We start from the raw sequence: 26,441 nt of genomic DNA on the forward strand, positions 1-26,441 counted from the left end.
TCGAGCGTCGAGCGGAGCGCTCTCTGCTGACGCGATTGCGGCGCTGGTCCGGCACATTTAATACCGAAACGGGCGGCGCTTGGGGTATGAGCGGACGACCCCTGGACGTTCTCGAAGCCGCACTCGAAGACGTGGTCACGGTCACGTTGAAAGACGGCACCGCCTACTACGGCACGCTGGCCGGGTACGACCAGCACATGAACGCCGTGTTGGAGCCCGCAGCAGACAGCGATGCCGTACCGGGCGAACTGGACGCCACGGCGGTCGAAGACACAACGATTATACGCGGCGACAACGTCGTGACGATACAAACATGACGGGCGCAGGTACCCCGAGCCAAGGAAAGAAGAACAAGACGACGCACGTCAAATGTCGCCGGTGCGGCGAGAAATCATACCACATCAAAAAGAGTGTCTGCTCCTCGTGCGGCTTCGGTAAGTCCGCGAAGCGACGCGACTACGAGTGGACGTCGAAAGCGGGCGACAACTAGTCGGGTCCGGTCGCCGACTAATCGACGCCGACTGATCTATCAACGCCGGTCCTCGACCGGTTCCGGCGGTGTTTCTCGTTTCCCTCCCGCTCGATAGCGGCCGTAGCGGCGAACGTGTCTGCCGTCGAAATACTCATCACCGCCGTCACTAACAACGTAGTCGATGCCCGGGATCGACCGACCGCTCCAAGACGTCATCGGGACGAGAGAACCATTCCTCAGGTCGATCCTCGACGGGCCGAAGCAGAAGTCCGAACTCCGCGAGGCGGCCGACGCGTCGCGCTCGACGGTCGACCGGGCGGTCCGCGACCTCCTCGAGTGCGATCTGATCGAGCGCACCGATAAGGGATACGAGGCGACTCTCGCCGGCCGCACCGCGCTGTCTGCGCTCGACCGGTATCACCGGCGGCTCGGGGAGATCCGAGCGGGGATCGAGGTGTTCCGACACGTCCCGGCGGACGTCCCCATCGCAGATCGGTTCCTCGACGGGGCCGAGGTGATCCACGCCTCCCCCGAGGTCCCGGACGGGGTTATGCAGCGGCTGTTCGACAGCGTCGAACCCGCGGCCGCCATTCGGTGCATCGCGCCCGCGGTCCTCTCGGGACACATCAGGCAGTTCCACGAGGTCGCGACCGCGGGCGGAGCGACGTTGGAGATGGTCCTCGATCACCCCGTCGTCGAGCAGTTACTCGGGGCGTCCGAGACGTCCGGACCGTTCCTGACCGCGCTCGGCGACGAGCTGGTCGAACTCCGACGCGCCGACGTGCCGTTCTCGTACGGCCTCTGGATCACCGACGACGAGGCCGGGATCGTGCTCTACAGCGACACTGGTGTCCGGGGCGTCATCGTCAACGACACCGAGGAGGCGCTGGCGTGGGCGCGCTCGCAGTACGAGCGGATCGCCCACAGCGCCGACCCGATCGAGCCGCCGTCGGTGTGAGACGAGCGGGAGCGCGGCGGTGGACGTCGAGAGCGGACCGGCGACACGTCGCGGGAGCTTTGTCGGTCGAAGTCGAAACGCGTGCCGTGACTGATTCCGATTCACCAGAGCAGGACGACGAGTCGTCGTCGGACGACCACGACCATCACGACCATTCCGGCGACCACGATCACCACGCTCACGACCTCGAGTCGCTGGCCGCGGCGGTCGTCACCGTCTCCTCGTCTCGGACGCTCGAAGACGATCCCGCGGGCGACGCCATCGCCTCGGCGTTTGAGTCGGCCGGCCACGAAATCACAGCGCGGGACGTCGTCGCGGACGATTACGACGGCCTGCAGTCGATCGTCGATCGGTTCGCCGACAGCGACGACGTCGACGTGGTCGTGACCACGGGCGGGACGGGCGTCACGCCGGACGACGTGACCGTCGAGGCGATCGACGACCTCTTCGAGAAGGAGCTGCCCGGCTTCGGCGAGCTGTTCCGCCGCTACTCAGAGGAGGAGATCGGCACGCGCGTCGTAGGCACGCGGGCGACCGCGGGAATCGCCCGCGGCGTCCCGGTGTTCTGTCTCCCCGGCAGCGAGAACGCCGCGCGGCTCGGCAGCGAGGAGATCATCGTCCCCGAAGCGCCGCACCTCGCGGGGCTGGCGACCCGCCCCGAGGACGGGGAGGAAGCGTCTGAAGGGACCGACGAGTCAGGTGACGAAACCCGAGACGAGGAGTGACAGTTCCGGTCACGGACTCGGCTGTGGGAAACCATGCGTTGACTTTTAATGCCGCTGCGACTACCTCCCGTGTATGAGCCAACAGGAATCACGCGAACCCGAGGACGGGAGCGACGAGCCGTTCTCGACCGGAAAGGACCCTGACCTCCCGAGTTCGGACGTCACCGAGGGGCCTGACAAGGCGCCGCACCGCGCGATGTTCCGCGCGATGGGCTTCGACGACGAGGATCTCGGCTCGCCGATGGTCGGCGTCGCCAACCCGGCGGCCGACATCACGCCGTGTAACGTCCACCTCGACGACGTCGCCGACGCCGCGATCGAGGGGATCGAGGACGCCGGCGGGATGCCGATCGAGTTCGGGACGATCACCATCTCCGACGCCATCTCGATGGGGACCGAGGGGATGAAGGCCTCGCTGATCTCCAGAGAGGTCATCGCCGACTCCGTCGAACTCGTCGCCTTCGGCGAGCGGATGGACGCGCTCGTCACGGTCGCCGGCTGCGACAAGAATCTCCCGGGGATGATGATCGCCTCGATCCGGACGGACCTGCCCTCGGTGTTCCTCTACGGCGGGTCGATCATGCCCGGCCAGCACGAGGGGCGCGATGTGACCGTCCAGAACGTCTTCGAGGGCGTCGGCACCTACGCGGAGGGTGAGATGAGCGCCGACGAACTCGACGACCTCGAACGCCACGCCTGTCCGGGCGCGGGCTCCTGCGGCGGGATGTTCACCGCGAACACGATGGCCTCTATCTCCGAGGCGCTCGGGATGGCGCCGCTCGGCACCGCCGACGCGCCCGCGGAATCGCCCGAGCGCTACGACGTTGCGCGGCGCTCCGGCGAGGCCGTCCTGCAGGCCGTCGAGAACGACCTCCGACCCTCCGACATCCTCTCGAAGAAGTCCTTCGAGAACGCGATCGCGCTGCAGGTCGCGATCGGCGGCTCGACCAACGCCGTCCTGCATCTGCTCGCGCTCGCCGCGGAGGCGGGAATCGACCTCTCGATCGAGGAGTTCGACGAGATCTCCCGACGGACGCCGAAGATCGCGAATCTCCAGCCCGGCGGCACGAAGACGATGAACGACCTCCACGAGGAGGGCGGCGTCCCGGTCGTGATCCGCCGCCTGCTTGAGGCCGGGCTGTTCCACGGCGACGCGATGACCGTCACCGGGCGCACGATCGAAGAGGAGCTCGCAGAGCTGGACCTCCCGGACGACGGCGAAATCTCCGGTGAGTTCATCTACACCGTCGACGACCCGTATCAGGCGGAGGGCGCGATCAAGATCCTGACGGGCAATCTCGCGCCCGACGGCGCGGTCCTGAAGGTCACCGGCGACGACGCGTTCCACCACTCCGGTCCCGCGCGGATCTTCGAGAGCGAGGAGGAGGCGATGCGCTACGTCCAGGAGGGCCACATCGAGTCCGGCGACGTCATCGTCATCAGAAACGAGGGGCCGCAGGGCGGCCCGGGGATGCGCGAGATGCTCGGCGTCACCGCCGCCGTCGTCGGACAGGGTCACGAGGACGACGTCGCGCTGCTGACGGACGGCCGCTTCTCCGGGGCGACCCGCGGCCCGATGGTCGGTCACGTCGCGCCCGAGGCGGCCGTCGGCGGCCCGATCGCCCTGCTCGAGGAGGGCGACGAGGTCACTGTCGACATCCCCGCGCGCGACCTCTCGGTCGACCTCTCGGAGTCGGAACTCGACGCCCGCCGCGAGGCGTGGGAGCCGAAGGAACCGGCCTACACCTCCGGTGTGCTCGCGAAGTACGGCAACGACTTCGGGTCGGCCGCGAACGGCGCGGTGACGAACCCGGGCGCGAAGGAGTAGCCCGACCAACCGCCTTTTGGTCCAGATTTTCGAGCGAGCGGAGTTCCCGTGAGCCGAAGGCGATCGGGAGCGCGGGAGAACTCGGTCTCCCGGAGCGAGCGAAAAAAAGGTGGAACGGCGCGGTGACGAACCCGGGCGCGAAGCGGCAGTCGCCGCTTTTCAGATCGTCTCCTCGATGGACCGATAGAACGCGACCGAGTAGGTCGCGTAGAACGCCCCGACGACTGCGAGCGCGACCACGTAAACGACCGCGGCCAGCGCGAGGAGCGGCACGGAGAGATCGGGAAGCGGGAGCGCTGTCGGCTGCGGCGACAGCAGGAGGGAGGCGACGCCGCCGAAGACGAGGCTCCCGGCGAACAGGATGACCGTGTATCCGACGACGCTGACGGGGTTGCGGCGGACGAGACCCACGCTGGTCCTGAAGCCGTCCACGACGCCGGCGTCGCCGAGGACGATCGCGTGGGCGTAAAACTGGACGAAGAACGCGATCAGGAGGTACGCGAGCACGAACAGGAGGCCGACGACGGCGACGGCGCCGAGACCGACGAGACTGGAGGCGTCGGCCGCATACAGGCCCGCACCGCCGAAGATGAGCGCGAAGAACGCGCCCATACCGACGGCGACGTTCACGGCGAACACGGCGAGGTACGCGATGAGGAGGCTGACGTAGTTAGCCTTCCCCTCGTCGACGAGCGTCCGCAGACTCGTCGTTTCGGCGAGCGCCTCGTCGGCCATCCCGAGCAGCCCGCCTTGGAAGAACGGCATCACGACGATCAAAACGCCGGTCGTCACGAGCGAGACGAGGGCGGCGAGGAGGGGCTGGGACGGCTGGAGGGCGAGCTGTGGGAGTTGGATCAGGCCGAACAGCCCGACTAACGCCACGAGGACGGGATTGCGGATCAGTGCAGCGACTGCCGGGCGGAGGGACCGGAGGGCGGCCATACATAACGGCTCTCCGTCGACGCTAGTAAACCTTGGTAGAGCGACTCGGCCTCACAGCCCTCGCACTTCCGAGAGCAGCTCCTCGTAGTCGGGTTCGTTCGTCGGATCGTCGGCGATCCAGTCGTAGGCGACGGTGCCGTCGTCGTCGACGATGAACACCGCGCGGTTCGCGACGCCGATCAGTCCGAGGTCGTCGATGTCGATCTCCAGCCCGTACTTGTCGATCGCGCTGCGTCCCATATCGCTGATGAGTCCGAACTCGAGGCCCTCCCGTTCTCGGAAGACGTTCTGGGACAGCGGCGAGTCCGCGCTCACGCCGTAGACGGTCGCGCCGGCGTCCCGGAACTCGTCGAGGTGGTCCTGCAGTGCCCCCATCTCGCTCGTACACGGCGGGGTGAACGCGCCGGGGAAGAACGCGAGGACGACCGGCCCCTCGCCCAGCGCGTCGTCGAGTTCGAACGCCGAAACATCCCCGTCAGCGAGCGTCGCTCGGAAGTTCGGTGCCTCGTCGCCGATGGTCGGTGACTGCGTCATTGCGCTAGAGACGTTCGCACGCCACAGAGGAAAAGATACTGGGCCATATGTTCGGCTCTGCGGTCGCTGTGGTCGCCGTCAGTGGGAGTCAGAAGCAGTCGAACTAGGGTGTCGTATCCGGAGAGTCGCGTCCAAGAAGTCGTATCCGGAGAGTCGCGTCCAAGAAGTCACATCCAGCGGTAGTACCGCGAGGCTCGCGGCTGAGAGCCTCGCGGCCTTTTTCCCTCCAGGTTTTTACGCGGAGGGGTCCCCGGACCCCTCCGCGTAAAAACCTGGAGGTTTAAATCCAGCCCTCTTCGACGAGCAGTTCGCCGTTGAGCAGCGACGCGCCGGCCGCGCCGCGGATCGTATTGTGCGCGAGGCAGTTGTACTTCAGGCCGTGCTCGGTCTCCTGGATCCCGCCGGCGGAGATCTGCATCCCGTCGCCGCGCTCGCGGTCGAGCCGCGGTTGCGGGCGGTCGAAGTCCTCGAAGACGTGGATGAGCTGCTCGGGCGAGGAGGGGAGGTCGGCGCTCGGGAACCCGCGCATCGCCTCGGCCGCCTCCGCGGGCGAGACGTCCTCGGCCGTCTCCGCGAAGACGTTCTCGAGGTGGCCATCGAGCGTCGCGATGCGGTTACAGGAGGCGGCGACGTCCATCTCGTGCAGCGAGATTTCCGCGCCGTCGAACTCGCCGAGGAGCTTTCGGGACTCGGTCTCCATTTTGTCCTCCTCGCCGCCGATGTGCGGGATGGCGTTGTCGATGATCTCCATCGAGGTGACTCCGGAGTAGCCCGCGCCCGAGACGGCCTGCAGCGTCGAGACGTGGACGGATTCGAGGCCGAACTGATCGAGCGCCGCGAGCGTGGGGACCATCGTGATCGTCGAGCAGTTGGGGTTCTTCACGAGCGCGCCGTCCCAGCCGCGCTGATCGCGCTGGACCTCGATGAGGTCGAGGTGACCGGGGTTGATCTCCGGGATCGTCAGCGGGACGTCCGGGGCCATCCGGTCGTTCGAGGAGTTCGAGGAGACCACATAGCCCGCTTCGAGGAACGCCGGCTCGACCTCCGCGGCCGCGCCCGACGGCAGCGACGAGAAGAGCAGGTCGACGTCGTCGGGGACTTCCTCCGGCGCCGTTGCGCTGACTTTCATCTCCGCGACGTCCTCGGGGATCGGCGTGTTCACGCGCCACTTCGCCGCGTCGCGGTACGACTTGCCCGCGCTGGACTCCGAGGCCGTGAGCGCCGCGAGCTCGAACGTCGGGTGGTCGTCGAGGAGCTGGATGAATCGCTGTCCCACTGCGCCCGTCGCGCCGAGGATACCGACACGTACTGTCATTATCGTGAGCGTGAGTGACACTCACATAAGGCGGTTTGGATTCGGATCGTATTTCACGAATGTTCGGACGAGTCTCGGTGCGCACCGGATTTTTGATTAACGTCCAGTTATTACCGAATATATTGGTCGATTATAGGTGTATCACAGTGCAGTCTCGACCGTGACTGTACTGCTATAGTAGCGTTTGCAAGTCTTCACTCACTCGATCGCACGACTGCGTGCGATCGAATGCGCAATCAGTTGCAAACGCTACTATATCACACTGGGGCGCGGAATTTGATCGATGTCCGAAGAAGTTCTCTACAAATCGGAGGAATCGCACGCCCGCTCCGAGACCGCCGCGGCTCTCGCCGCCGCCGACCAGATCGAGGGGGTGAGGTCCACCTCGAGAGCCAGACCGATACGCGGGAGGTCAACGTCCCCGAGACGGCGCTGTTCGAGGTCGAACTCGAACGGCTGACAGATTCGGAGACCGGCGAGGAACGGTACGAACTGGAATACGAGGTCCGCTGGAGCGAGTGACGAATCGCGTCGCCTGACGCTGCGCGTCGACGACGCCCGACAACGGCCCCAAAGCGTCGTTGTTTCGGTTCCCCTCCGGTTTTTATCGACGGTTGTCGAACGTCCCTTCGTGCAGAACCGACAGATAGAGGTGGCACGTTCGGTAACACATCGGCAAATGTTCAACAAGGTTCTCGTCGCCAACCGCGGAGAGATTGCCCTCCGGGTGATGCGGGCGTGTCGGGATCTCGGCGTCCGGACGGTCGCGATCTACAGCGACGCCGACAAACACGCCGGCCACGTCAGGTTCGCCGACGAAGCGTACAACGTCGGGCCCGCGCGCGCGGCCGACTCCTACCTCGACCACGAGGCCGTCATCGAGGCCGGGCGGAAGGCGGGCGCGGACGCCGTCCACCCCGGGTACGGATTCCTCGCGGAGAACGCCGAGTTCGCCCGCAAGGTCGAGGAGAGCCCGATGACGTGGATCGGCCCGTCGGCCGAGGCGATGGCGCGTCTCGGCGAGAAGACGAAAGCCAGATCGCTGATGCAGGAGGCCGACGTGCCGGTCGTCCCCGGGACGACAGAGCCCGTCGAGTCGGCCGAGGAGGTGAAGGCGATCGCCGAGGAGTACGGCTACCCGATCGCGATCAAAGCCGAGGGTGGCGGCGGCGGCCGCGGACTGAAGGTCGTCCGATCCGAGGAGGAGGTCGAGTCGCAGTTGGAGACGGCCCAGCGCGAGGGCGAGGCGTACTTCGACAACGCCTCCGTCTACGTCGAGAAGTACTTGGAAGCGCCGCGGCACGTCGAGGTGCAGATCCTCGCCGACGAGCACGGCAACGTCCGCCACCTCGGCGAGCGCGACTGCTCGCTGCAGCGTCGGCACCAGAAGGTCATCGAGGAGGCGCCCTCGCCCGCGCTCGATTCGGCCCTCCGAGAGAAGGTCGGCGAGGCCGCCCGCCGCGGCGTCCGCGAGGCCGACTACACCAACGCGGGGACGGTGGAGTTCCTAGTCGAAGACGGCGAGTTCTACTTCATGGAGGTCAACACCCGCATCCAGGTCGAACACACCGTCACCGAGGAGGTCACCGGTATCGACGTGGTGAAGTGGCAACTGCGGGTCGCCGCCGGCGAGGAACTCGACTTCGCGCAGGCGGACGTCGAGATCGACGGCCACGCGATCGAGTACCGGATCAACGCCGAGAACGCCGCCGACGAGTTCGCGCCGGCGACCGGGACGCTTTCGACGTACGATCCGCCGGGCGGCATCGGCGTCCGGATCGACGACGCCGTCCGTCAGGGCGAGGAGATCGGCGGCGACTACGACTCGATGATCGCGAAGCTGATCGTCTCCGCATCAGACCGCGAGGAGTGTCTCGCCCGCTCCGAGCGGGCGCTCTCGGAGTTCGAGATCGAGGGGCTCGCGACGATCGTGCCCTTCCACCGGCTGATGCTGACCGACGAGGCGTTCCGCGCCGGCGAGCACACCACGAAGTACCTCGACGAGGAACTCGACCGCACGCGGATCGATCGCGCGGTCGAGAAGTGGGGCACCGACGGCGCGGCCGCCGACGCGGACGACGGAGCCGACGGCGACGAGGCGGGCGACGACGCGACAGAGCGGGAGTTCACCGTCGAGGTCAACGGCAAGCGCTTCGACGTCAGCCTCGAAGAGCGCGGCGCGCCGCCGGTCCCGTCGCTCGACGCGATCGCAGACGGGCGGGCGAGCGGTGGGACGAGCGCCGGCGGCCGCTCCCGATCACGGGGCGGGGACGCGACCGCGGACGACGGGGGAGAGATCGTTCTCGAGGGCGACGGCGAGCAGGTCGTCGCCGAGATGCAGGGGACGATCCTCTCGGTCGACGTCGAGGCGGGCGAGGAGGTCGCCGCCGGCGACGTGGTCTGCGTGCTAGAGGCGATGAAGATGGAGAACGACATCGTCACAGAGCGCGGCGGCACCGTCTCACAGATCCTCGTCGAAGCGGGCGACAGCGTGGATATGGGCGACGTCCTCGTCGCCATCGAGTAGCCGGCCGATGAACGAGACGCGACGCGCGCTCTTGGACGCCCTCGCGGCCGGACCGGTGGAAGGGCCGGCGCTCGCTCAGCGGCTGGGCGTCTCCCGGGCGGCCGTCTGGAAGCAGGTCGAAGCGCTGCGCGAGGAGGGTTTTTCGATCGAGAGCGGTGAGGGCGGCTACCGGGTCGTCGACGTCCCCGAGTACGGGGCCGCGGCGATCCAGTTCGGTCTCGACGCCCCGTACGAGATCGAATACCACGACCGGATCGCGAGCACGAACGATCGCGCCCGCGAACTCGCCGCCGACGGGGCCTCCGACGTGGTCGTCGTCGCGGACCAACAGACCGGCGGCCGGGGACGGCTGAAACGTTCGTTTTCCTCGCCGTCCGGCGGCGTCTGGGCGAGCCCGCTCGTCCGGCCGCGACGCCCGCCCGCGGAGGTCCCCCTCTACACGCTCGCGGCCGCCGTCGCGGTCGTCCGGGCCAGCCGAGAGGCGGGCGTCGACGCGGCGATCAAGTGGCCGAACGACGTCCTCGTCGGCGACAGCGGAGGCGGCGATGACGGAGACGGCCGGGACGACGATGAAGGCGGGGAGGACGAAGTCGATCGGCCGGGCGCCAGAAAGCTCGCCGGTATTCTGACCGAGATGGAGGGCGAGGCCGACCGCGTCTCGTGGCTCGTCGTCGGGATCGGCGTGAACGCGAACGTGGACGTCGAGGACCTGCCGCCCGGAGCGACGAGTCTCCGCGCGGAGGTGGGCGACGTAGACCGGCGCGTGTTCCTCCAGCGGCTGCTCGAAGTCTTCGCAGAGCTGACGGGCGAGGGCGCAGACCTCCGGGGGGTGCTCGACGCCTGGCGGGAGCACGCCGCGACGATCGGGCGACGCGTCCGCGTCGAGACCGCCGGCGAGACGATCGAGGGCGACGCGGTCGACGTCCGGTTCCCGGGCAGCCTCGTCGTCCGGACCGACGACGGCGAGCGTGTCGTCCACGCCGGCGACTGCGAACACCTGCGGCCGGCCGCCGACCGCTGATTCGGCACGTCGGCGCTCGGGCGTCGCTCGCGTCCCTCCGCGATCTGAACACCCAACGAGACACGACAGCGGAAAAGCGCGTTCTCGGCCGGAACGATCCGGGATCGCGGCGGCCGTTAGCTGAAGGTGAGGGCGCTAAGCCCCCGTCCTCAAGGAGCAAGCCGGAGGCGAGCGAGTAGGGCGGGGATACAGCGCCCGCACGAGGTACAAACGACTCTAATCAGCATCCTTAATTATCAATAAGTCGTAGATGTGAACACGTCGCATGAAGTACAGTCCTCGCTTTCGACTCTTCCCTACTGAAGAGCAACGAGAAGCGATGGACTGGCAACGCGACACCGTCCGGCAACTCTACAACCACGCGCTCAGAGAATTCAACCAGATTCCCGAAGACACCGGGACGCTCCGGCAGCGCGTCTGGATGGTCCGCGACACCATCCCCGAATTAAAAGACTGGTGGTCAGACTTGAAGAAAGTCTACTCCACCGTCTTACAGAAAGCCGTCGAGCGCATCCGTGACAACATCAACAACCTCGGAAAACTGAAAGAGAAAGGGTACGGCGTCGGCTCGTTAAACTGGAAGCCCCCAAGAGAGTACAGGAGTTTCACGTACCGGCAATCGGGCTTCGAACTCGACACGAAGAGTGGCCCCAACGGACGCGGACTCCTGTCGCTGAAGAAACTCAAAGGCGAACCCCGCGAGATACCGATTCGACTCCACCGTGACCTCCCCGACCACGACGCCATCAAAGAAGTCACGCTCAAGAAAGAGCCGACTGGCGCGTGGTATGCGTCGTTCACCATCGACACCGACGCACCGCCCAAACCCGACCCCGAGAACATCGACCCCGAAGATACGGTGGGACTCGACCTCGGCGTCCACAACTTCATCCACGACAGCGACGGACGGTCAGTGCGACGCCTCGACCTGTCGGGTGACCGTAAACGCCTCGAACGCGAACAGAGAGCGTTGTCACGGAAAGAAAAAGGCTCGAACAACTGGGCGAACCAGCGTCGTCGCGTCGCTGCAATCCATCAGCGGATGTCGAACAAGAAGCGGGATTTCAAGCACAAACTCGCGCACTTTTACACCACCGAGTACGACGCAGTGTTCGTCGAAGACCTCAACGTGAAGGGTATGCTTGAATCCCCGCAGAACGCCCGGAATAAGGCCGAGGTCGGCTGGCGTGACTTCCTCACTATCCTTGAACACCACGGCGACAAGAACGCGTGTCACATCCTGGAAGTCGAGCCACGAGGAACGACGAAAGAATGCGCCGAATGCGGTGCGGAAACCGCAAAGCCGCTGTGGGTGCGCGAACATTCTTGCCCGTCGTGCGGCTTCAAAATCGACCGAGACTGGAACGCGGCGCTCAATGTTCAGCAACGCGGTTGGAACCAACTAGGAGTGGTTCACTCCGAAGACACGCCTGCGGAGACTGCGACCGCTGCGGATACGATTGATGTGTCTGCAAGTCGCGTCGTCGAAACAGGAAGCCCCTGCCTCAAGGAGGCGGCACAAGCCGCCGAGTAGGCAGGGGTAGTTCACTTCCCGTCGCCGCCGTCCGTGAGGGGTCGGCCGCCCGCGGAGAGAACGCCGTCCGCGATTTCGCGGGCCTCCGCCGGCGTCGGGTGCGAGCCCTCACAGCACCGGTCTCCGAGCTCTTCGACGACGCTCATCACGTCCGAGAGCTCCCCGCGATCCGCGACGTCCGCGAAGACGTCTTGGTACGCGTGCGTCTCCCAGTGGCCGATCTGGTAGTCGTCGGTGTCCGCCTTCGAGGCGACCGCGTACTGGAGTTGTCGTGCGGCGTCGGATGGGTGCATACGCGGATAAACGGCCCGAGAATACTAAAGCGTACTCAGACTCGGAATTGAGTTAATGGATCGAAACCCCGAGGGTTCACAACGCCGGGGAGCGCCCGGATAGATATGACAGCGGATCGAGCGGCGCTCGCGAGACGAGCGGCCGAGGCCGGCGCGGCTGTCGCGGCCTCGAAGTTCCGGACGGACATCGCCGTCGAGCGAAAGGGCGCGAAGACCGACGTCGTGACTCAGGCTGACCGCGACGCGCAGGCGGCCGTCATCGACGTGATCGAGGGGTCGTTTCCGGACGACGCAGTCGTCGGCGAGGAGGGCAACGAACTGAAAACGGTGCCCGACGCCGGCGCGGCGTGGGTGATCGATCCGATCGACGGGACGAACAACTACGCCCGGGGGCTCCGAGTGTGGGGCACGGCCGTCGCGGCCGTTCGCGACGGCGAGTCGGTCGCCGCGGCGACGAACCTCCCCGCGCTCGGAGACGTCTACTGGACTGACGGCGACGCGACCTACCGGAACGGCGACCCGGTGTCCGTCTCCGCGCGCGGCGATCCGGAGGCCTGCGTCGTCGCGCCGACGATGTGGTGGGACTTCGACGAGCGCGGGCAGTTCGGGCGCGCCTGCTCGGGGATCGTCGACCGGTTCGGCGACATCCGCCGTCTGGGCTGTGCACAGGCCGAACTCGCGAGCGTGGCCGACGGCTCGCTCGACGGGGTCCTGACGAACGTGCGGGGACACCCCTGGGATACGGTCGCCGGCGTCGCAATGGTCCGCGCCGCCGGTGGGACCGTCACTGACCTCGACGGCGACCGGTGGCGACACGACTCCGTCGGACTCGTGGCCTCGAACGGACACGTGCACGAGTCGGTTCTCGAGGCCGCGAGAGAGATCGATTCCGCGTCCGCGGGGGAGTCCTGAGCGGTGGAGACGGATCAGGAGACGACGTTTTGAGACTCCGAGACGATCGGAGCCACAAACGGGAAGGCTGTGCGGCCCCCACCGTAGATATGGAACTCGACGAGACGGACCGGCAGATCCTCCGAGTCCTCCAGGCCGACGCGCGGACGCCCTTCAGCGAGATCGCGCGCCGGATCGAGATGTCCAGCGCGACGGTCCACGACCGCGTCGGACGGATGGAGGACGCCGGCGTCATCGAAGGGTACCACGCGAAGGTTGACCCGCGCGCGGTCGGACTCGGAGCCTCCGCCATCGTCGGTCTCCGGATCGAGCAGGGCGTCGAAGACGACGCGCTCGAACGGCTCCGTGAGATCGAGGGCGTCAGGGAGATCCACCTGGCCACCGGGGAGTGGGACGTAATCCTCCGAGTCTACGCCGAGGACACCGGCGGGCTCCGAGAGCTGATGTTCGACGACATCGCACAGGTCGAGGGGTTCTCGCGGTCGCAGACGATGGTGGTTCTCGCGACCGACCTCGACGACCGGACGCTCCCGATCTGACGGCGCATCTGACGGGACGGTATGGAGCGCGGACGCGCCGGAGACCGGAATCCTCAACACGTCCCGCGTCACCTTTTCGCGTATGTCAACAGTCGCCGAACGCCTCGGCGTCGATCCCGAGCGGCTTTGGGGCGGGAGCGTACTGACCGCGCTCGTCGCGCTCGTCGTCGGGGCGCTCGCATTCCCCGAAACCGTCTACGACGGCTTCATCTGGCACTACTTCTGGGGGCCGGTACAGGCGGACGCGAACTCCGCGGTCTGTGCGATCCGACCGGGGAGTACCGTCGAGTACCTGTACGACTCGCAGGCGTGTGCGAACGCCGCCGAACCGGTCGCGTACCCCGGCTACACACTCGTCTCCGAAGTCGGCTATATGGTGACGCTGCTCGTCGCCCTCATCGGGGTCGTCTTGCTCCTGCGACGCCTCGATCTGGGGACCGATCGAGAGTTCTTCTACGCGCTGCTTCCGTTCGTCTTCTTCGGCGGGGCGCTCCGCGTCGTCGAGGACGCCAACGACGCCGTCCCCGCGTCGGAGGCGCTCATCACCTACCCGCTGAACACCCTGTTCATCAGCCCGATCATCTACTTCACCGTGTTCGCGATCACGCTCGTCGCCGTCGTCGCCGCGGTGTACGCGGCGCGCGCGGGGTACGTCGAGCACTACGGTCGCCTCCTGTTCGGGATCGGGTCCGCGGCCCTTCTCGCCACCCTCGGCTACCTCGTTTCGCTCGTCGTCGGCGGCACCGACGGCGTCGAGTTCTACCCGCAAGTCCTCGTGGTTGTCCTCGCCGGCGCGACGGTTTCGGCCGCCGCGACGTGGTGGCTCATCGAGCGCTACGCGCCCTCGGTGAACGAGGGGACCGAGAAGATCGGATTCGTGATCCTGTGGGGCCACGCCGTCGACGGCGTCGCCAACGTCGTCGGCCTCGATTGGATGCCCGCGCTCGACGCCGGGCCGAACCTGATTCCCAAACACCCGGTCAATCAGTTCGTCGTCGACGTCACCGGGTCGGTGCTCCCGACGTCGGTGCTCGCGATCACGGGCGACACGTGGCCGTTCCTCGTCGTGAAACTCGTCGCCGCGACGTTCGTGCTGTGGGTGTTCGAGGAGGAGATCTTCGAGGAGAGCCCCCGGTACACGATGCTGCTGCTCGTCGCCGTGCTCGCGGTCGGACTCGGCCCCGGGACGCGGGATATGCTCCGGGCGACGTTCGGCGTGTGAGGACGCGCCCCCTCCGCCTTCGCCCCCTCCCCCGTCCGTCGATTTATATATGAGAACGGGACCACGAGCCGTATCCCCCCGTAGCCAGCCGCGCGGCGACTCGCGGGAGTCCGACACGCCGCCGCGCGGGCGGAGCGTGTCGGCTGTCAGCCCCTTGTGAGATCCAGTCACCGCTCTCGTCGCGGCCGGCCGTCAGGGGTACGGGTGGTACTCCCGATCGAGTCTCGCCTCGAACCCCAACTCCGCGGGAACGGTCCGCGCCCGCTCGCCGAAGAACGGCTGTCCCTGAAAGAGCGGCTGCGCTTCCGGGATCAGCACGCGAACGGCCTCGAACCCGAGCGAGTCGACGTCCGCGGTCGTCGTCCGCGCGGCGTAGGCGTCGAGGCCCGCGTCGGCGACCCGCTCGATCGCCGCCGAGAGTTCCGCCTTCCCGTCCGGCACTTCCTCGGGACCGACGGTTTCGGCCGGAACGCTCGCGTCGGCGTCGACGAAGCCGGTCGCGGCGGCGGGGAAGTCAGCGTACTCGCCGATCGCGCCGTCCTCGGAGCCCGCCCGCTCGGACCCCATCGACCGCAACTCCATCCAGTTCTGTAGCGCCTCCGCGAGCGCCGACCGGGCGGCGTCGACCGCGTCGAGCGACGCGCCCAAGCCGACGGCGAAGCGCGGCCACTCGCCGTCGCGGTGGACCGCGGCGGCGACGACCGGCACGTCGACGTCTTGGGTGAGGAGGAGCGCCGTCGCCGACAGCCCCTCCGCGCGGGCCCGCTTGCGGAGGTCGTCGTAGGCGTCGTCGCTCACCGTGAGTTCCAGCGGCTCGAACGTGGAGTACCACGCGAGCATCGCGGCGTCGCGCTCGATCACTTCATAGAGCCCCGAGAGCAGCGCCTCCACTCCGGAGTTTCCGAGCCCCAACCCCGTCGTGATCGCCGGCTTGAACCGCTCTGTCGGCGGCGGGTAGTGGACGAACTCCGCGGGCAGCGACACCGCCGCGTCGGTCCGGAGATCGACGCCCGAAACCCACGGAATCGGCGTTTCGGGATCCGGGTCGCGGTGGTCGTCGGGTCGTACGAACCGCGAGGGCGAGACCGGAGCGGCGCGGGTCCGCTCGGGGGCCACGGTGAACTCCGAGCCCCGATAGACGCCTGCGCAGTACCGTTCGAGCGCCTCGCCGAGGCCCTTCATAAACGCGGCGTCCCAGCCGACATCGACGCCGGCGGCGAACTCGGCGGCGCGAGCGTCGCTGAACCCGCTCGTGTCGGCCGTCTGTGCGAGGTAGTACGGGACCGGGAACGACTCGCGCTCGCCGACCTGCGAGACGATTCCGGTCCGCTCGTCGAGCGCGCGCTCGGCGCGGGCGAGCGCGTCGTCGACGCCGGTCTCGCGGTGGTCGAGACGGACGGTTCGGTCCCGTGCGGCGGGATCCGGAACCGGGAGAACCCGTCGTTCCGCGAGCACCCCCGTTCCGGACACTTCGACGACGGTTCCCGCGACGTCGTCGCCCGCGAGCAGCGCGACCGCTCGCCGCCCCGCCAGCGCGCCCGCGAGGCGGACCGCGCTCCGATCGCCCGACGGTGATCCGTCGGCGTCGGTCGTCGCAGCGACGCGCGCCCGGAGATCGGCGAACCGCGCGCCGCCCGGGCCGAACGCGGAGACTCCGGCGTCGAGTTCGGCGACCGGGCGACCGCCGATACCGCCGATCTCGACGACGACGAGTCGCTCGCTCTCGGGCGCGGCCGCTGGGACGTCGGCGCCCGCCGGAACGACGACGACCGTGAGCGCCGCCGCCTCCGGGTCCGAACCGACGCGGGCGTCGATGTCGTCAAACGCGGCCGCTGCGGCGTCTGCGGCTGGGCCGCTTCCCACGACCGCGATCGTGCGTGTCATAACTCCGTTGTCGACCCTGGCGCAGAAAAAGCGCCGGGTTCGGTTCGAATGTCGGCTCTCCGACTGCGCGGGTGAAGGGGTATATACAGGTCAAGTTACGGTAAAATTAAGTAGCCACTTCCGAATGCAGTAGCGTATGGCTCCCGATACGAACGTGCTCGGCGCCGGCCTTGAGGACGTTCTCTCTTCGGCTCTCCAGTCGTCGTCTGCCCCCGTCTACGTGGTCGATCCGACGCCGGAACTCGTCGAATCTCTGGTCGAGTTCTCCGTCAGCGAGGCGTCGACGCCGGAGATCCGGGTGCTCGCCGATAACGGGACGCTGAAGGCCGTCTTTAGCGACTTCGTCGCGGCGAGTAACGCGGCGGACCTGGTCGCCGCCGGCGCGCTCGAACTCCGCGTGACTGACCGGCGGATCGAGAACACGCTGCTGGTTCGGCGCGACGCGGTGACTGCCGTGGTGTCCGCCGGCGGTCGCGTCGCGGGCTTGAACACCGACGACGAGGCGTTCGTTCGGGCCGCAAACGACGCCTATGAGTCGCTGTTCGAGGAGAGCGATCGATTCCCGCTGCGGACGCCGGCCATCTCTGCGGTCCGAGAGTCCCTCGAGAGGGATCTCGGCTCGGACGTGCGTTCGGACTTCGATACCGTCCTCGATTCCTTGCCGGCGGACCCGAGCACCGGTGACCGGCTCGACGAAGTGACGATCTGTCTCCTCGTCGCCGCGAGACACGAAGTGCTCCTGTACGACGTCTCGAAGTGGGGGGAGGACATCGGCATTGCGAGCAAAGCGACGTTCTCCCGGACGAAATCCGAGTTGGAAGACGGCGGACTGATCGCGACGGAGAAGGTCCCGATCGACGTCGGCCGCCCCCGACTCCGGCTGAAGCTCGACGACGAGAGACTCGCCGACGCCCCGCCGGAGCGACTTGCGACAGTCGCGCTGGAACGTCTCGGGTAGCCGAGCCCGCGCTCCCGCGGTCGAAGTAAACACACTTATTGATGCGACGAGCGCCGTAACACGTATGCACGACAGCCACGTGCGCGACGTCGACCCCGCCGTCGCCGACGCCCTCTCCGGCGAGGTACAGCGGCAACAGAACACGCTGGCGATGATCGCGAGCGAGAATCACGCGAGCGAAGCCGTGATGGAGGCGCAGGGAAGCGCCCTCACGAACAAGTACGCGGAGGGGTACCCGGGGTCGCGGTACTACGCGGGCTGTGAGTACGCCGACGACGTCGAGGAACTGGCGATCGAGCGCGCGAAGCAGCTGTGGGGTGCGGCGCACGTCAACGTCCAGCCACACTCGGGATCGCAGGCGAATATGGGCGTCTACCTCGCGATGCTCGACCCAGGCGACAAGATCCTCTCGTTGGATCTCACGCACGGCGGCCACCTGAGCCACGGTCACCCGGCGAACTTCGCGGGACAGACCTACGAGGTCGAACAGTACGAGATCGATCCCGAGACGGGCTACGTCGACTACGACGGGCTGGAATCGATCGCCGACGAGTTCGAGCCGGACATCATCGTCTCCGGCTACTCGGCGTACCCACGTGAGGTCGAGTGGGAGCGCGTCCAAGAGATCGCCGACGGCGTCGACGCGTACCACCTCGCGGACATCGCCCACATCACCGGCCTCGTCGCCGCCGGCGTCCACGACTCGCCGGTGGGGATCGCGGACTTCGTCACCGGGTCGACACACAAGACGATTCGGGCGGGTCGCGGTGGCATCATTATGTGCGAGGAGGAGTACGCGGACGCGGTCGACAAGGCGGTCTTCCCCGGCGCGCAGGGCGGCCCGCTGATGCACAACATCGCGGGCAAGGCCGTCGGATTCAAAGAGGCGCTCTCCGCGGAGTTCGAGGCCTACGCCGAACAGACGGTGCGGAACGCGACGGCGCTGGCAGAGCGACTCCGAGAGAACGGCCTCACGCTGGTCTCCGGCGGCACCGACAACCACCTCGTTCTCGCGGACCTCCGGCCGTCTCACCCCGACACGACGGGCAAAGACGTCGAGAGCGCGCTCGAATCCGCGGGCATCGTGATGAACGCGAACACGGTCCCCGGTGAGACGCGCTCCGCGTTCGATCCCAGCGGGATCCGCCTCGGGACCCCCGCCATCACCACGCGCGGGTTCGACGAGGAGGCGACCCGCGAGGTGGCCGACCTCGTCGTCCGCGTCGTCGACAACTACGACGACGAGACCGTCGTCGCCGACGTCGGCGAGCGCGTCCGCGAGCTCTGTGCGGCGTTCCCGCTGTACGAGTAAACTCGCCTCTCGCACGTCCGCATCGATCCGTTGCCGAACGCGAGCGGTAGTACGCGAACCCGCACATTTGAAGTGCGCGAGCGACGCCCTTAGGGTATGACCGAGATAATCGACGGCAACGCTGTCGCGGAAGACGTTCGAGACGGCCTCCTCGGGGGGATCGAGACGCTGACGGACGCGGGGACGACCCCGTGTCTCGCCACCGTGCTGATGAACAACGACCCGGCCAGCGAGACGTACGTCTCGATGAAACACAAAGACTGCGAGGAGGTCGGCATCGCCACCCGGGACATCGAACTCGACCCAGACGCCCCCGCCGACGACCTGTTCGACACCGTCGACGAGCTGAACGCTGACCCCGACGTCCACGGCATTCTCGTCCAGATGCCGCTGCCCGACCACGTCGACGAGCGCGAGGTCCTGCGGCGGATCGATCCCGCGAAAGACGTCGACGGCTTCCACCCGGAGAACGTCGGACGACTCGTCGCGGGCTACCCGCGGTACAAGCCCTGCACCCCGCACGGCGTCCAAAAGCTGCTGGCCGCGGCGGACGTCGAGACGGAGGGCGCAGAGGCGGTCGTCGTCGGCCGGTCGAACATCGTCGGCAAGCCGATGGCGAACCTCCTGCTCCAGAAGGCCGAGGGCGGCAACGCGACGGTCACGGTCTGTCACTCCCGCACGAAAGACCTCGCGGAGAAGACCCGCGCGGCCGATATCGTCATCGCCGCCGCGGGCGTCCCCGAGATGCTCACCGGCGAGATGCTCACCGAGGGCACGGTCGTGATCGACGTCGGCATCAACCGCGTCGAGACCGACGACGGCTCCGAACTCGTCGGCGACGTCGAGTACGAGAGCGCAAAGGAGAAGGCGAGCGCGATCACGCCGGTCCCCGGCGGCGTGGGCCCGATGACGCGCGCGATGCTGCTGTGGAACACGGTCAAAGCCGCGAGCGACGTCGCCGGAATCGACGTCGAACTCCCCTGAGATCAGGACCTAGGGGCCGCTCTCTGTACTCGATAGCCGCTTCGTTCACCGACCGCCGAACCCGTCCGGGCCACCGGGACCCTCCGGTCCGCGCGGTCGCGAGGGGCCGCGGGGGGCGATCTCCACGTGGTCCGCACTCGGTCGCGGATCGACCTCCTCGCCGCCTTCGAACCGCACGAAGGACAGATAGATCGCCCGACCACAGGGGCTCTCTCCGGTCGGGTTCTCGATGTCGTCCGCCGCCACCCGTTCGTCGGTCCAGCGGAGTCGCTCCCGCTCGTCGCCCGCACCGCAGACGAGTCGGACGCCGTCGGCCGACTCGAAGTCGTCGTCGGGGTCGGCGTACGTCCAGCCGGCGAGCGGATACGGCGTGACCGACTTATCGGCTAAGTAGCCCTCGCGGTCCAGTTCGAAGACCGCCCCGCAGTGCGGGCAGTAGTAGCTGACCGGGTAGCTCATTACTTCACGTTCGGGGCCACAGAGATTTATACTGCCGGCTCGCGGGAGTGCGTTCCGTCCTCCGGTGCCCTTCTCCGCCGAGTGTTTATATGCGATCGCGGGACCAGCGCCCCCGTGAGCTGAGAGCAGCCACGGGACGTGACGCGGGAGCGCGGCACGGCGTCTCGTGGGCGGTGTGCCGCCTGTTCGCCATCGTATTCGTCCCCCGGGCCCCGACTCCCGAGCCTCCGTGGACGCGACAGCGTAGCCACCGCCGACGCTGCCGACGACGCGACCGATTCGCTACCGCTCGCCCACGCGATAGAACGCGACGCCGGCCCGACGCGCCGCCTCCGCGTCCGTCGCCGAGTCGCCGACGAACAGCGCCTCGTCGGGGTCGGCGCCGATCCGACGGAGCGTTTCGAGGAGCGGCGACGGGTCCGGCTTCCGCGCGGAGACCGTGTCGCGTCCGACCACGGCGTCGACGTGTCGCGTGAGCCCGTGCACGTCGAGAGCCGTCCGGCAGGCGGACTCGCTGTTCAGCGAGCAGACGCCCTCGGTGTCGAACCGACCGACTGAATCGGCGTGCGAGAGTCGCTCCGAGCGCATCGCCCCATCTCGCTCGTGGTCTGCGATGACCGCTTCGACATCGTTTCGGAGGTCGGATTCGTCGGCAAGGTCCAGCATCTCCCAGAGGTCCCTCCCGGCGGCGTCGATCCCGGCGGCCTCGAACACGCCCGCGACCTCGACAGAGACGGCGTCCCAGTCGACCAGGAGTCGCACGAGCGTCCCGTCGAGATCCCAGACCACCGCGTCGAACGTCGAGAGCGGATCCGCGGTCTCCGATACTCGGTCAGTCATTCGATGACGGTACGGCGGCAGCGTCAAAAGGCGCTTCGGCCGACGATCGGCTGTGTTGTACGTTGTCTACGGCACACGGAGCATCGGCGCAGGGTTCACTCGTCCGGCTCCCACGCGCGAACGGCTTCGAGGACTTCCTCGGGCGACGCGTCGAGGCCGCCGCCCTGAGCGAACGGCCGGCCACCGCCGCCACCGCCGCCGAACGCGTCCGTGAGCCCGTCGACCACGCTCCCGGCGTCGACGCCGCTCTCGGGGCCCGCGGCGACGACGACGTAGGGACTCTGCGTGTCACCGACGGCGACGACGACGGTCGACTCCTCGACGGCGGCCTTCGTGGCCTCGCCGGCGTCGTTCGAGTCGGCATCCACGAGCGTGCCGATCCGCCACGTCGCGTCCCGGACATCCACGGTCTCGAAGTCGTCGATGGCGTCTGCGACCGCCTCGCGTTCCAGTTCGCGAACGCGCGCTTCGAGGTCGTCGCGCTCGGCTCGCACCGACGTCGCGTGCGCTGCGAGGTCGTCGGTGTTCGTGCCCAACGCGGCTGTCGTCTCGCGGAGCGCTCGGTGCTGGGTCGCCCGGCGGTCGATGCCGGTCGGTCCGACGGCGAACTCGACGCGGGTGAGTCCCTCGCCCGGATTCGAGCGTTCGAGTACCGTCACCGGGCCGACCTCGCGCGTGTTCGAGACGTGCGTCCCGCCGCAGGCGGCGACGTCCCAGCCGTCGATGTCGACGATTCGGACCGTCTCGGCGGAGCCCATCACACCCTCTTCGGTCTTGGTGTTGAACGCGATCCCGTCGCGAGCGGTCGCTTCCTCCGTCGGGACTTCGGTCCACGAGACGTCGAGTGAGTCCCACACCGCGCGGTTCGTCAGCCGTTCGAGTTCGACGAGCGTCTCGTCGCCGATGTCGGTCGGGGTCGTGAAGTCCACGCGGACTTTCTCCTCGGAGATGTCGAAGCCGCCGTAGCCGAGGTCATCGAGGAGCCTGCGCCCCGCGCCGTAGAGCAGGTGGCTCGCGGTGTGTGCGCGCATACAGTACGTTCGGAAGTCGTCGTCTACGACGCCCGTCACCTCGTCGCCGACGCCGAAGTCGGGCGCCGCCGCGAGCGCGTGTCGAACCGCCTCACCGTCGTCGCGGACGTCGACCACGCGGGTCCCGCCGAGCGTCCCGGTGTCCGCCGGCTGGCCGCCGCTCTCGGCGTAGAAGTAGGTGCGATCCAGCGTCACCGACCGGCCGTCGATAGCGACGACTGACGCGGTGAACTCGCGAACCTCGGGTTCCTCGGGAGCGTGCGTTCGCATACGACGCGCTGAGGGTTCCGGGAGACAAAAATGGTGGTAGTTATAGTAGCGTTTGCAACTAATTGCGCACCCGATCGCACGCGGTCGTGCGATCGAATGAGCGAAGACTTGCAAACGCTATTATATGACGGGGTGGCGCTCGAGTCCGACCGTCCAGACGGCCCGTCTCACTCGTCGACGAGTTCGACGTCGAGCCGCTCTTCGAGCGCGCGGACGACCGACCCGCCGACGCCGGCGCGCGTCGCACGTCCCTGTTCTACCGCGAGGAGATCCGACTCCTCGAGCTCGAGTTCTGCGGCGAGTTCCTCGGTTGTCAGTCCCGCCTCCTGCCGCGCCGTCGCCGCCCGATCGCTGTAGTCTGCGACGAGGTAGGGCAGTCGGTCCGACTCGTAATCGGTGCCTTCCTCCCAGCGTGTGGCGTCTCCCTTGGCTTGATCGTACATCCTCGCCTGCCGCTGTGCGGCACGTTTCTGTCGAGAGGGTCCGCTGTCGCCGCTCGGCTCGGACCCGCCCGCACTCGAGGTCCCTTTTCGGGAGTCGTCGTGGGGCGCACACGACTCACAGACGAGCAGCTCGGCGCCGGCGACGTTCGCTCGGCGGAGCGAGCCGGTCGAGCGACCGCAGAGCTCGCAGCTATCGCCGTCGCCACCGCTTCCGCCGCTCCCGGTGGAGTACTTGGGCATAGCCGCTCGTACGGACCGGACTGGTTTAAAAGCGCTGCGCCGCCGATCGGGGCTCCGCAGACGGCGGACGCCCGGCTACGGAGTTACGGTAGCGCTTCGAAAGGATTGTGCGTGGATGCTGTGTCCCCGAAGGGAGGAGCACCCGCATCGGGTTGGCGGGTTCGCCGCTGTGCGATGCGTGGGACCGGATTTGAACCGGCGGACCCCTATGGGACAGCGCCCTCAACGCTGCGCCGTTGGCCTGGCTTGGCTACCCACGCTCGCGGTGTCGTATACCCAGTCAGTGGTTGTCCGGGGTAATTTAAATGAGTTTCCTTTCGGCGGCGAAGCGCCGCCGAGCCAGCACCGTTTTCACCGAGCCGTCCTGTCATTCGCTATGGGACACCGCGCTCGGAACCACGTGCCCGAACTCGCCGCAGCGCTCTCGGCTGTCGCGCTCGCCGCGGTGTTCAGCGCCGTCCTCGGAGTCGTTCCGGCCGCCGCGCTGCCGCGCGCTCCCGCGTCCGTCGTGAACGCGATTCCCCACGTCAACGCCGCGATCAGCACGGTCGCGATCGCGACGATCCTCCTCGGTGTCCGCTCCATCCGTCGGGGGGACGTCGGGCGTCACCGCGCGATGATGCTCCTCTCGCTCGGACTGTTCGCCGCCTTCCTCGTGCTGTATCTCTACCGGATCGTTCTGCGGGGCCCCACGGAGTTCCCCGGTCCCGAAGCGGTCTACAGCCTCGTGTACCTGCCCACGCTGACGGTACACATCGTCCTCGCCGTCGTCTGCATTCCGCTGTTGTTCTACGCGCTGCTCTTCGCACTCACGCGCCCGGTGACGGCGATATCCCAGACGCCACACGGACGTGTCGGCCGGGTCGCGGCGTCGCTGTGGCTGCTCTCGTTCGTCCTCGGCAACGTCGTCTACGCGCTATTGTATCTCGTCTACTGATGGCGACAATACGCCCCCGCGGTACGCGACCGTAGTCGCCGAGAGCGAGCCGAGAGCCGAACATATTCGGCCACACTGACAAACGCCTCCTCACCCGACTAACAGTATGGCTCAGTCTCAGAGCGCCCGGCAGACCGCGGAGACGACCGTCGACGTCCGCGCGACGGGGCACGTCCGCGACGCGCTCGGCACGCCGCGGCTCTCCTACACGTTCGAGGGCGACACGCTGCGGGAGTTCGTCGAGGCGTTCTTCGCGGAGTACGACGTGCGCGACCTCGTGATCGCGGAGACGGCCGAAGAGTCCGCGACCCGCGGGTGGGCCCCGATCGACGCCGACGACGTTCCCGGGAGCCTCCGGAAGAACCCCGACGGCGAGCAGACGAGAGCGTACGCGCGCATCCTCGTCAACGGGCGGTTCAACGAGACTCTCGACGGCTTCGATACGAAACTCCTCGACGGCGACCGGGTCGCGCTCGTGAATCCGTTTATGTTCTGTCTCTAAGCTGAGCTGGTTCCGCATTGGGAGCCCTCGATCATCGAGGGAAAAACACTGGGGCTGCGCCCTCTCAGCGGCGACGAGCGCCGAATCAGTCGTCGGCGGGAGCGGGATCGCTATCGCCGATGACCGGTCGCTGAACGTCTCGGTCGGTCGCCTCACCGTCGATGTCGTAGGGGTACTCACCGGTCACGCACCCGAGACAGAGATCGAGCCGCGCGGCGTCGAGCACGTCGGCGACGGCGTCGATGGAGAGATAGCCGAGGCTGTCGGCGCCGATCTCCTCGCGTATCTCCCCGATAGAGCGGTCCGCGGCGATGAGCTCCTCGCGGGAGGCCATATCGATCCCCATATAACAGGGCGCGACGATCGGCGGTGCGCCGATGCGGACGTGAACCTCCGACGCGCCGGCGTCCCGGAGCAGCGAGACGAGCTGTCGAGACGTCGTTCCCCGGACGATGCTGTCGTCGATGATGGTGACCGATCGGCCCTCGATCGTGTTCTTGATCGGGTTGAGCTTGAGCCGAACGGCGCGCTCGCGCTCGTCCTGCGTGGGCATGATGAACGTGCGGCCGACGTAGCGGTTCTTCATCAGTCCCTCGGCGAACTCGATCGGCTCGTCGGCGGCGGCGCGCTCCTCGCCGGCGGCGGTCGTCTCGTTGGCCGCCTCGGCGTAGCCCGACGCGAACGCCCGGCCGGAGTCGGGAACGGGCATCACCACGTCGGTTTTGACGCCCGACTCCGCCCAGAGCTTCCGGCCGAGGTTCCGCCGCGCCTCGTAGACGAGCGTCCCATCGACGACGGAGTCCGGGCGGGCGAAGTACACGTGCTCGAAGAAACAGTGCGCCGTGTCGTCGCGTTCGACGAGCTGATAGGAGTCGAACCCCGAGCCGTCGGCTTCGAGGACGACGAGCTCTCCCGGCCGAACGTCGCGCACGAGCTCGCCGTCGAGCGTGTCGATCGCGGCCGACTCCGAGGCGACGACGTAGCCGTCTTCGAGTTCGCCGATGCAGAGCGGCCGGTTCCCCTGCGGGTCGCGGACCGCGAGCACGGTCTCGTCGTGCATGATCGTGAGCGCGTAGGAGCCGTGGATGCGGTCCATCGTGCGCTTGACCGCCCGGACGAGGTCCGCCTCGAGGAGATTGCGAGCGAGGTCGTGGGCGATGACCTCCGTGTCGCCGTCGGAGGTGAACGCGTGGCCGAGTTCCGCCAGTTCGTCGCGGATCTCATCGGCGTTGACGAGGTTGCCGTTGTGCGAGAGGCCGAGCGAGCCGGACTTAAACGAGACCGAGAACGGCTGCGCACAGGAGGCGTTGACGCTTCCGGCCGTCGGATACCGAACGTGACCGATTCCCGTGTCCCCCGCCAGCGAGTCGAGGTCGGCCTCGCCGAACGCGTCGCCGACGAGGCCCATCTCGACGTGGCTGTGCTGCTGGAACCCGTCGTGTGTGACGATCCCCGCCGACTCCTGCCCGCGGTGCTGGAGCGCATACAGCGAGTAATACAGCGGGCGGGCGGCCGCCCGGTCCTCGAGCGCGACGCCGACGACGCCACACTTCTCCGTCGGGCCGGAGCGATCCGCCTCGGTCGGCGTCGCGCGCGCCGACGTCGAGTCCGTCGCGGAGGGGTTCGTCTGTGTCGGGTGCGTCGTCCCGCGTCCGGGTGTGGGGGTCGATGGGTCCCGCCCGTCAGGCATACGAGTCGATACGGACGCCCGGGGCTAAAAACCCGTCCATATGCTACCTTCGACGGAGATAGCGGGGGT

At 67.5% G+C, this 26,441-nt stretch carries 27 protein-coding genes and 1 tRNA gene; 17 read left to right on the forward strand and 11 right to left on the reverse strand.

Annotated features, from left to right (window positions below; genetic code table 11):
- Positions 1-86 precede the first annotated feature (86 nt).
- From ACT3HL_RS03595 to ilvD, 5 genes are all read left to right on the forward strand, one after another.
- A complete protein-coding gene (locus tag ACT3HL_RS03595; RefSeq protein ID WP_445085442.1) occupies positions 87-317 on the forward strand; it encodes an LSM domain-containing protein in 231 nt (76 codons plus the stop codon).
- Positions 314-490, forward strand: a complete 177-nt coding sequence (locus ACT3HL_RS03600) for a 50S ribosomal protein L37e (protein ID WP_445085443.1) — start codon at positions 314-316, stop codon at positions 488-490. The genes ACT3HL_RS03595 and ACT3HL_RS03600 overlap by 4 nt, the downstream gene beginning before the upstream one ends.
- 163 nt (positions 491-653) lie before the next feature.
- Positions 654-1,430, forward strand: a complete 777-nt coding sequence (locus ACT3HL_RS03605; protein ID WP_445085444.1) for a transcriptional regulator FilR1 domain-containing protein — start codon at positions 654-656, stop codon at positions 1,428-1,430.
- Between the two features lie 86 nt (positions 1,431-1,516).
- Positions 1,517-2,155: a molybdenum cofactor synthesis domain-containing protein gene (locus ACT3HL_RS03610; protein WP_445085445.1), complete on the forward strand. Its 639-nt coding sequence runs from the start codon at positions 1,517-1,519 to the stop codon at positions 2,153-2,155.
- 73 nt (positions 2,156-2,228) lie between these two features.
- Positions 2,229-3,983 carry a dihydroxy-acid dehydratase gene (gene ilvD / locus ACT3HL_RS03615; protein ID WP_445085446.1) on the forward strand — a complete coding sequence of 585 codons (1,755 nt, stop codon included), beginning with the start codon at positions 2,229-2,231 and terminating at the stop codon, positions 3,981-3,983.
- A gap of 159 nt (positions 3,984-4,142) precedes the next feature.
- Here the strand turns inward: ilvD and ACT3HL_RS03620 are convergent, their stop codons facing one another.
- The 3 genes from ACT3HL_RS03620 to asd form a co-directional block, all read right to left on the reverse strand.
- Positions 4,143-4,925, reverse strand: coding sequence for a DUF7847 domain-containing protein (locus ACT3HL_RS03620; protein ID WP_445085447.1), 783 nt, complete (start codon positions 4,923-4,925; stop codon positions 4,143-4,145).
- A 51-nt stretch (positions 4,926-4,976) separates the two neighbouring features.
- Positions 4,977-5,459 (reverse strand): redoxin domain-containing protein, encoded by a 483-nt coding sequence (locus ACT3HL_RS03625; protein ID WP_445085448.1) that lies wholly within the window; start codon positions 5,457-5,459, stop codon positions 4,977-4,979.
- A gap of 280 nt (positions 5,460-5,739) precedes the next feature.
- On the reverse strand, positions 5,740-6,774 hold the full coding sequence (gene asd, locus ACT3HL_RS03630) for an aspartate-semialdehyde dehydrogenase (protein WP_445085449.1): 1,035 nt from the start codon (positions 6,772-6,774) through the stop codon (positions 5,740-5,742).
- 276 nt (positions 6,775-7,050) lie between these two features.
- Here asd and ACT3HL_RS03635 point away from each other — a divergent pair, with 276 nt between their 5' ends.
- From ACT3HL_RS03635 to ACT3HL_RS03650, 4 genes are all read left to right on the forward strand, one after another.
- Positions 7,051-7,296, forward strand: coding sequence for an amphi-Trp domain-containing protein (locus ACT3HL_RS03635; RefSeq protein WP_445085450.1), 246 nt, complete (start codon positions 7,051-7,053; stop codon positions 7,294-7,296).
- A 157-nt stretch (positions 7,297-7,453) separates the two neighbouring features.
- Complete coding sequence (locus ACT3HL_RS03640; protein WP_445085451.1) at positions 7,454-9,301, forward strand: acetyl-CoA carboxylase biotin carboxylase subunit; 1,848 nt, start codon at positions 7,454-7,456, stop codon at positions 9,299-9,301.
- Positions 9,302-9,308: 7 nt separating this feature from the next.
- Entirely contained in the window at positions 9,309-10,322 is a 1,014-nt protein-coding gene (locus tag ACT3HL_RS03645; protein WP_445085452.1) for a biotin--[acetyl-CoA-carboxylase] ligase, read from the forward strand.
- Positions 10,323-10,587: 265 nt separating this feature from the next.
- A complete protein-coding gene (locus tag ACT3HL_RS03650) occupies positions 10,588-11,856 on the forward strand; it encodes an RNA-guided endonuclease TnpB family protein (protein ID WP_445085453.1) in 1,269 nt (422 codons plus the stop codon).
- Positions 11,857-11,867: 11 nt separating this feature from the next.
- On the opposite strand, the gene ACT3HL_RS03655 is transcribed toward ACT3HL_RS03650, so the two are convergent.
- Entirely contained in the window at positions 11,868-12,149 is a 282-nt protein-coding gene (locus ACT3HL_RS03655) for a hypothetical protein (RefSeq protein WP_445085454.1), read from the reverse strand.
- Positions 12,150-12,254: 105 nt separating this feature from the next.
- Between ACT3HL_RS03655 and ACT3HL_RS03660 the strand changes: the two genes are divergently transcribed.
- The 3 genes from ACT3HL_RS03660 to ACT3HL_RS03670 all read left to right on the forward strand — a co-directional run bounded on the left by ACT3HL_RS03660 (position 12,255) and on the right by ACT3HL_RS03670 (position 14,822).
- Positions 12,255-13,061 (forward strand): inositol monophosphatase family protein, encoded by an 807-nt coding sequence (locus ACT3HL_RS03660; protein ID WP_445085455.1) that lies wholly within the window; start codon positions 12,255-12,257, stop codon positions 13,059-13,061.
- 89 nt (positions 13,062-13,150) lie between these two features.
- Positions 13,151-13,600, forward strand: coding sequence for an AsnC family transcriptional regulator (locus tag ACT3HL_RS03665; protein ID WP_445085456.1), 450 nt, complete (start codon positions 13,151-13,153; stop codon positions 13,598-13,600).
- Positions 13,601-13,682: 82 nt separating this feature from the next.
- Positions 13,683-14,822, forward strand: a complete 1,140-nt coding sequence (locus ACT3HL_RS03670; protein ID WP_445085457.1) for a DUF63 family protein — start codon at positions 13,683-13,685, stop codon at positions 14,820-14,822.
- A 192-nt stretch (positions 14,823-15,014) separates the two neighbouring features.
- Here ACT3HL_RS03670 and ACT3HL_RS03675 read toward each other — a convergent pair whose 3' ends face one another.
- Positions 15,015-16,706, reverse strand: a complete 1,692-nt coding sequence (locus tag ACT3HL_RS03675; protein WP_445085458.1) for a YcaO-like family protein — start codon at positions 16,704-16,706, stop codon at positions 15,015-15,017.
- A gap of 136 nt (positions 16,707-16,842) precedes the next feature.
- On the opposite strand from ACT3HL_RS03675, the gene tbsP reads away from it, so the two are divergent.
- The 3 genes from tbsP (at position 16,843) to ACT3HL_RS03690 (ending at position 19,960) form a co-directional block, all read left to right on the forward strand.
- A complete protein-coding gene (gene tbsP, locus ACT3HL_RS03680; RefSeq protein ID WP_445085459.1) occupies positions 16,843-17,664 on the forward strand; it encodes a transcriptional regulator TbsP in 822 nt (273 codons plus the stop codon).
- Between the two features lie 64 nt (positions 17,665-17,728).
- Entirely contained in the window at positions 17,729-18,976 is a 1,248-nt protein-coding gene (gene glyA, locus ACT3HL_RS03685) for a serine hydroxymethyltransferase (protein ID WP_445085460.1), read from the forward strand.
- 96 nt (positions 18,977-19,072) lie between these two features.
- Positions 19,073-19,960 (forward strand): tetrahydrofolate dehydrogenase/cyclohydrolase catalytic domain-containing protein, encoded by an 888-nt coding sequence (locus tag ACT3HL_RS03690; protein WP_445085461.1) that lies wholly within the window; start codon positions 19,073-19,075, stop codon positions 19,958-19,960.
- Between the two features lie 45 nt (positions 19,961-20,005).
- Here ACT3HL_RS03690 and ACT3HL_RS03695 read toward each other — a convergent pair whose 3' ends face one another.
- The 5 genes from ACT3HL_RS03695 to ACT3HL_RS03715 form a co-directional block, all read right to left on the reverse strand.
- Positions 20,006-20,419, reverse strand: coding sequence for a hypothetical protein (locus tag ACT3HL_RS03695; RefSeq protein WP_445085462.1), 414 nt, complete (start codon positions 20,417-20,419; stop codon positions 20,006-20,008).
- Positions 20,420-20,701: 282 nt separating this feature from the next.
- Entirely contained in the window at positions 20,702-21,259 is a 558-nt protein-coding gene (locus tag ACT3HL_RS03700) for an HAD-IA family hydrolase (RefSeq protein ID WP_445085463.1), read from the reverse strand.
- 95 nt (positions 21,260-21,354) lie between these two features.
- Positions 21,355-22,560: an alanine--tRNA ligase-related protein gene (locus ACT3HL_RS03705; RefSeq protein ID WP_445085464.1), complete on the reverse strand. Its 1,206-nt coding sequence runs from the start codon at positions 22,558-22,560 to the stop codon at positions 21,355-21,357.
- A 167-nt stretch (positions 22,561-22,727) separates the two neighbouring features.
- Positions 22,728-23,243, reverse strand: coding sequence for a transcriptional regulator (locus tag ACT3HL_RS03710; RefSeq protein WP_445085465.1), 516 nt, complete (start codon positions 23,241-23,243; stop codon positions 22,728-22,730).
- A 175-nt stretch (positions 23,244-23,418) separates the two neighbouring features.
- Positions 23,419-23,503, reverse strand: a tRNA-Leu gene (locus tag ACT3HL_RS03715).
- A 116-nt stretch (positions 23,504-23,619) separates the two neighbouring features.
- Between ACT3HL_RS03715 and ACT3HL_RS03720 the strand changes: the two genes are divergently transcribed.
- Entirely contained in the window at positions 23,620-24,180 is a 561-nt protein-coding gene (locus ACT3HL_RS03720) for a DUF420 domain-containing protein (protein ID WP_445085466.1), read from the forward strand.
- 106 nt (positions 24,181-24,286) lie between these two features.
- Positions 24,287-24,682 (forward strand): pterin cluster protein, encoded by a 396-nt coding sequence (locus tag ACT3HL_RS03725; RefSeq protein WP_445085467.1) that lies wholly within the window; start codon positions 24,287-24,289, stop codon positions 24,680-24,682.
- A gap of 85 nt (positions 24,683-24,767) precedes the next feature.
- Here the strand turns inward: ACT3HL_RS03725 and purF are convergent, their stop codons facing one another.
- A complete protein-coding gene (purF, locus tag ACT3HL_RS03730) occupies positions 24,768-26,372 on the reverse strand; it encodes an amidophosphoribosyltransferase (protein ID WP_445085468.1) in 1,605 nt (534 codons plus the stop codon).
- Positions 26,373-26,441: the final 69 nt, after the last annotated feature.

It is taken from the genome of Halobellus sp. GM3, assembly GCF_052545375.1.

Coding starts and splice junctions, on each gene's coding strand:
- ACT3HL_RS03595 (WP_445085442.1), top strand. CDS start 87: ATGAGCGGACGACCCCTGGACGTTCTCGAAGCCGCACTCGAAGACGTG.
- ACT3HL_RS03600 (WP_445085443.1), top strand. CDS start 314: ATGACGGGCGCAGGTACCCCGAGCCAAGGAAAGAAGAACAAGACGACG.
- ACT3HL_RS03605 (WP_445085444.1), top strand. CDS start 654: ATGCCCGGGATCGACCGACCGCTCCAAGACGTCATCGGGACGAGAGAA.
- ilvD (WP_445085446.1), top strand. CDS start 2,229: ATGAGCCAACAGGAATCACGCGAACCCGAGGACGGGAGCGACGAGCCG.
- ACT3HL_RS03620 (WP_445085447.1), bottom strand. CDS start 4,925: ATGGCCGCCCTCCGGTCCCTCCGCCCGGCAGTCGCTGCACTGATCCGC.
- ACT3HL_RS03625 (WP_445085448.1), bottom strand. CDS start 5,459: ATGACGCAGTCACCGACCATCGGCGACGAGGCACCGAACTTCCGAGCG.
- asd (WP_445085449.1), bottom strand. CDS start 6,774: ATGACAGTACGTGTCGGTATCCTCGGCGCGACGGGCGCAGTGGGACAG.
- ACT3HL_RS03640 (WP_445085451.1), top strand. CDS start 7,454: ATGTTCAACAAGGTTCTCGTCGCCAACCGCGGAGAGATTGCCCTCCGG.
- ACT3HL_RS03645 (WP_445085452.1), top strand. CDS start 9,309: ATGAACGAGACGCGACGCGCGCTCTTGGACGCCCTCGCGGCCGGACCG.
- ACT3HL_RS03650 (WP_445085453.1), top strand. CDS start 10,588: ATGAAGTACAGTCCTCGCTTTCGACTCTTCCCTACTGAAGAGCAACGA.
- ACT3HL_RS03655 (WP_445085454.1), bottom strand. CDS start 12,149: ATGCACCCATCCGACGCCGCACGACAACTCCAGTACGCGGTCGCCTCG.
- ACT3HL_RS03660 (WP_445085455.1), top strand. CDS start 12,255: ATGACAGCGGATCGAGCGGCGCTCGCGAGACGAGCGGCCGAGGCCGGC.
- ACT3HL_RS03665 (WP_445085456.1), top strand. CDS start 13,151: ATGGAACTCGACGAGACGGACCGGCAGATCCTCCGAGTCCTCCAGGCC.
- ACT3HL_RS03670 (WP_445085457.1), top strand. CDS start 13,683: ATGTCAACAGTCGCCGAACGCCTCGGCGTCGATCCCGAGCGGCTTTGG.
- ACT3HL_RS03675 (WP_445085458.1), bottom strand. CDS start 16,706: ATGACACGCACGATCGCGGTCGTGGGAAGCGGCCCAGCCGCAGACGCC.
- tbsP (WP_445085459.1), top strand. CDS start 16,843: ATGGCTCCCGATACGAACGTGCTCGGCGCCGGCCTTGAGGACGTTCTC.
- glyA (WP_445085460.1), top strand. CDS start 17,729: ATGCACGACAGCCACGTGCGCGACGTCGACCCCGCCGTCGCCGACGCC.
- ACT3HL_RS03690 (WP_445085461.1), top strand. CDS start 19,073: ATGACCGAGATAATCGACGGCAACGCTGTCGCGGAAGACGTTCGAGAC.
- ACT3HL_RS03695 (WP_445085462.1), bottom strand. CDS start 20,419: ATGAGCTACCCGGTCAGCTACTACTGCCCGCACTGCGGGGCGGTCTTC.
- ACT3HL_RS03700 (WP_445085463.1), bottom strand. CDS start 21,259: ATGACTGACCGAGTATCGGAGACCGCGGATCCGCTCTCGACGTTCGAC.
- ACT3HL_RS03705 (WP_445085464.1), bottom strand. CDS start 22,560: ATGCGAACGCACGCTCCCGAGGAACCCGAGGTTCGCGAGTTCACCGCG.
- ACT3HL_RS03710 (WP_445085465.1), bottom strand. CDS start 23,243: ATGCCCAAGTACTCCACCGGGAGCGGCGGAAGCGGTGGCGACGGCGAT.
- ACT3HL_RS03720 (WP_445085466.1), top strand. CDS start 23,620: ATGGGACACCGCGCTCGGAACCACGTGCCCGAACTCGCCGCAGCGCTC.
- ACT3HL_RS03725 (WP_445085467.1), top strand. CDS start 24,287: ATGGCTCAGTCTCAGAGCGCCCGGCAGACCGCGGAGACGACCGTCGAC.
- purF (WP_445085468.1), bottom strand. CDS start 26,372: ATGCCTGACGGGCGGGACCCATCGACCCCCACACCCGGACGCGGGACG.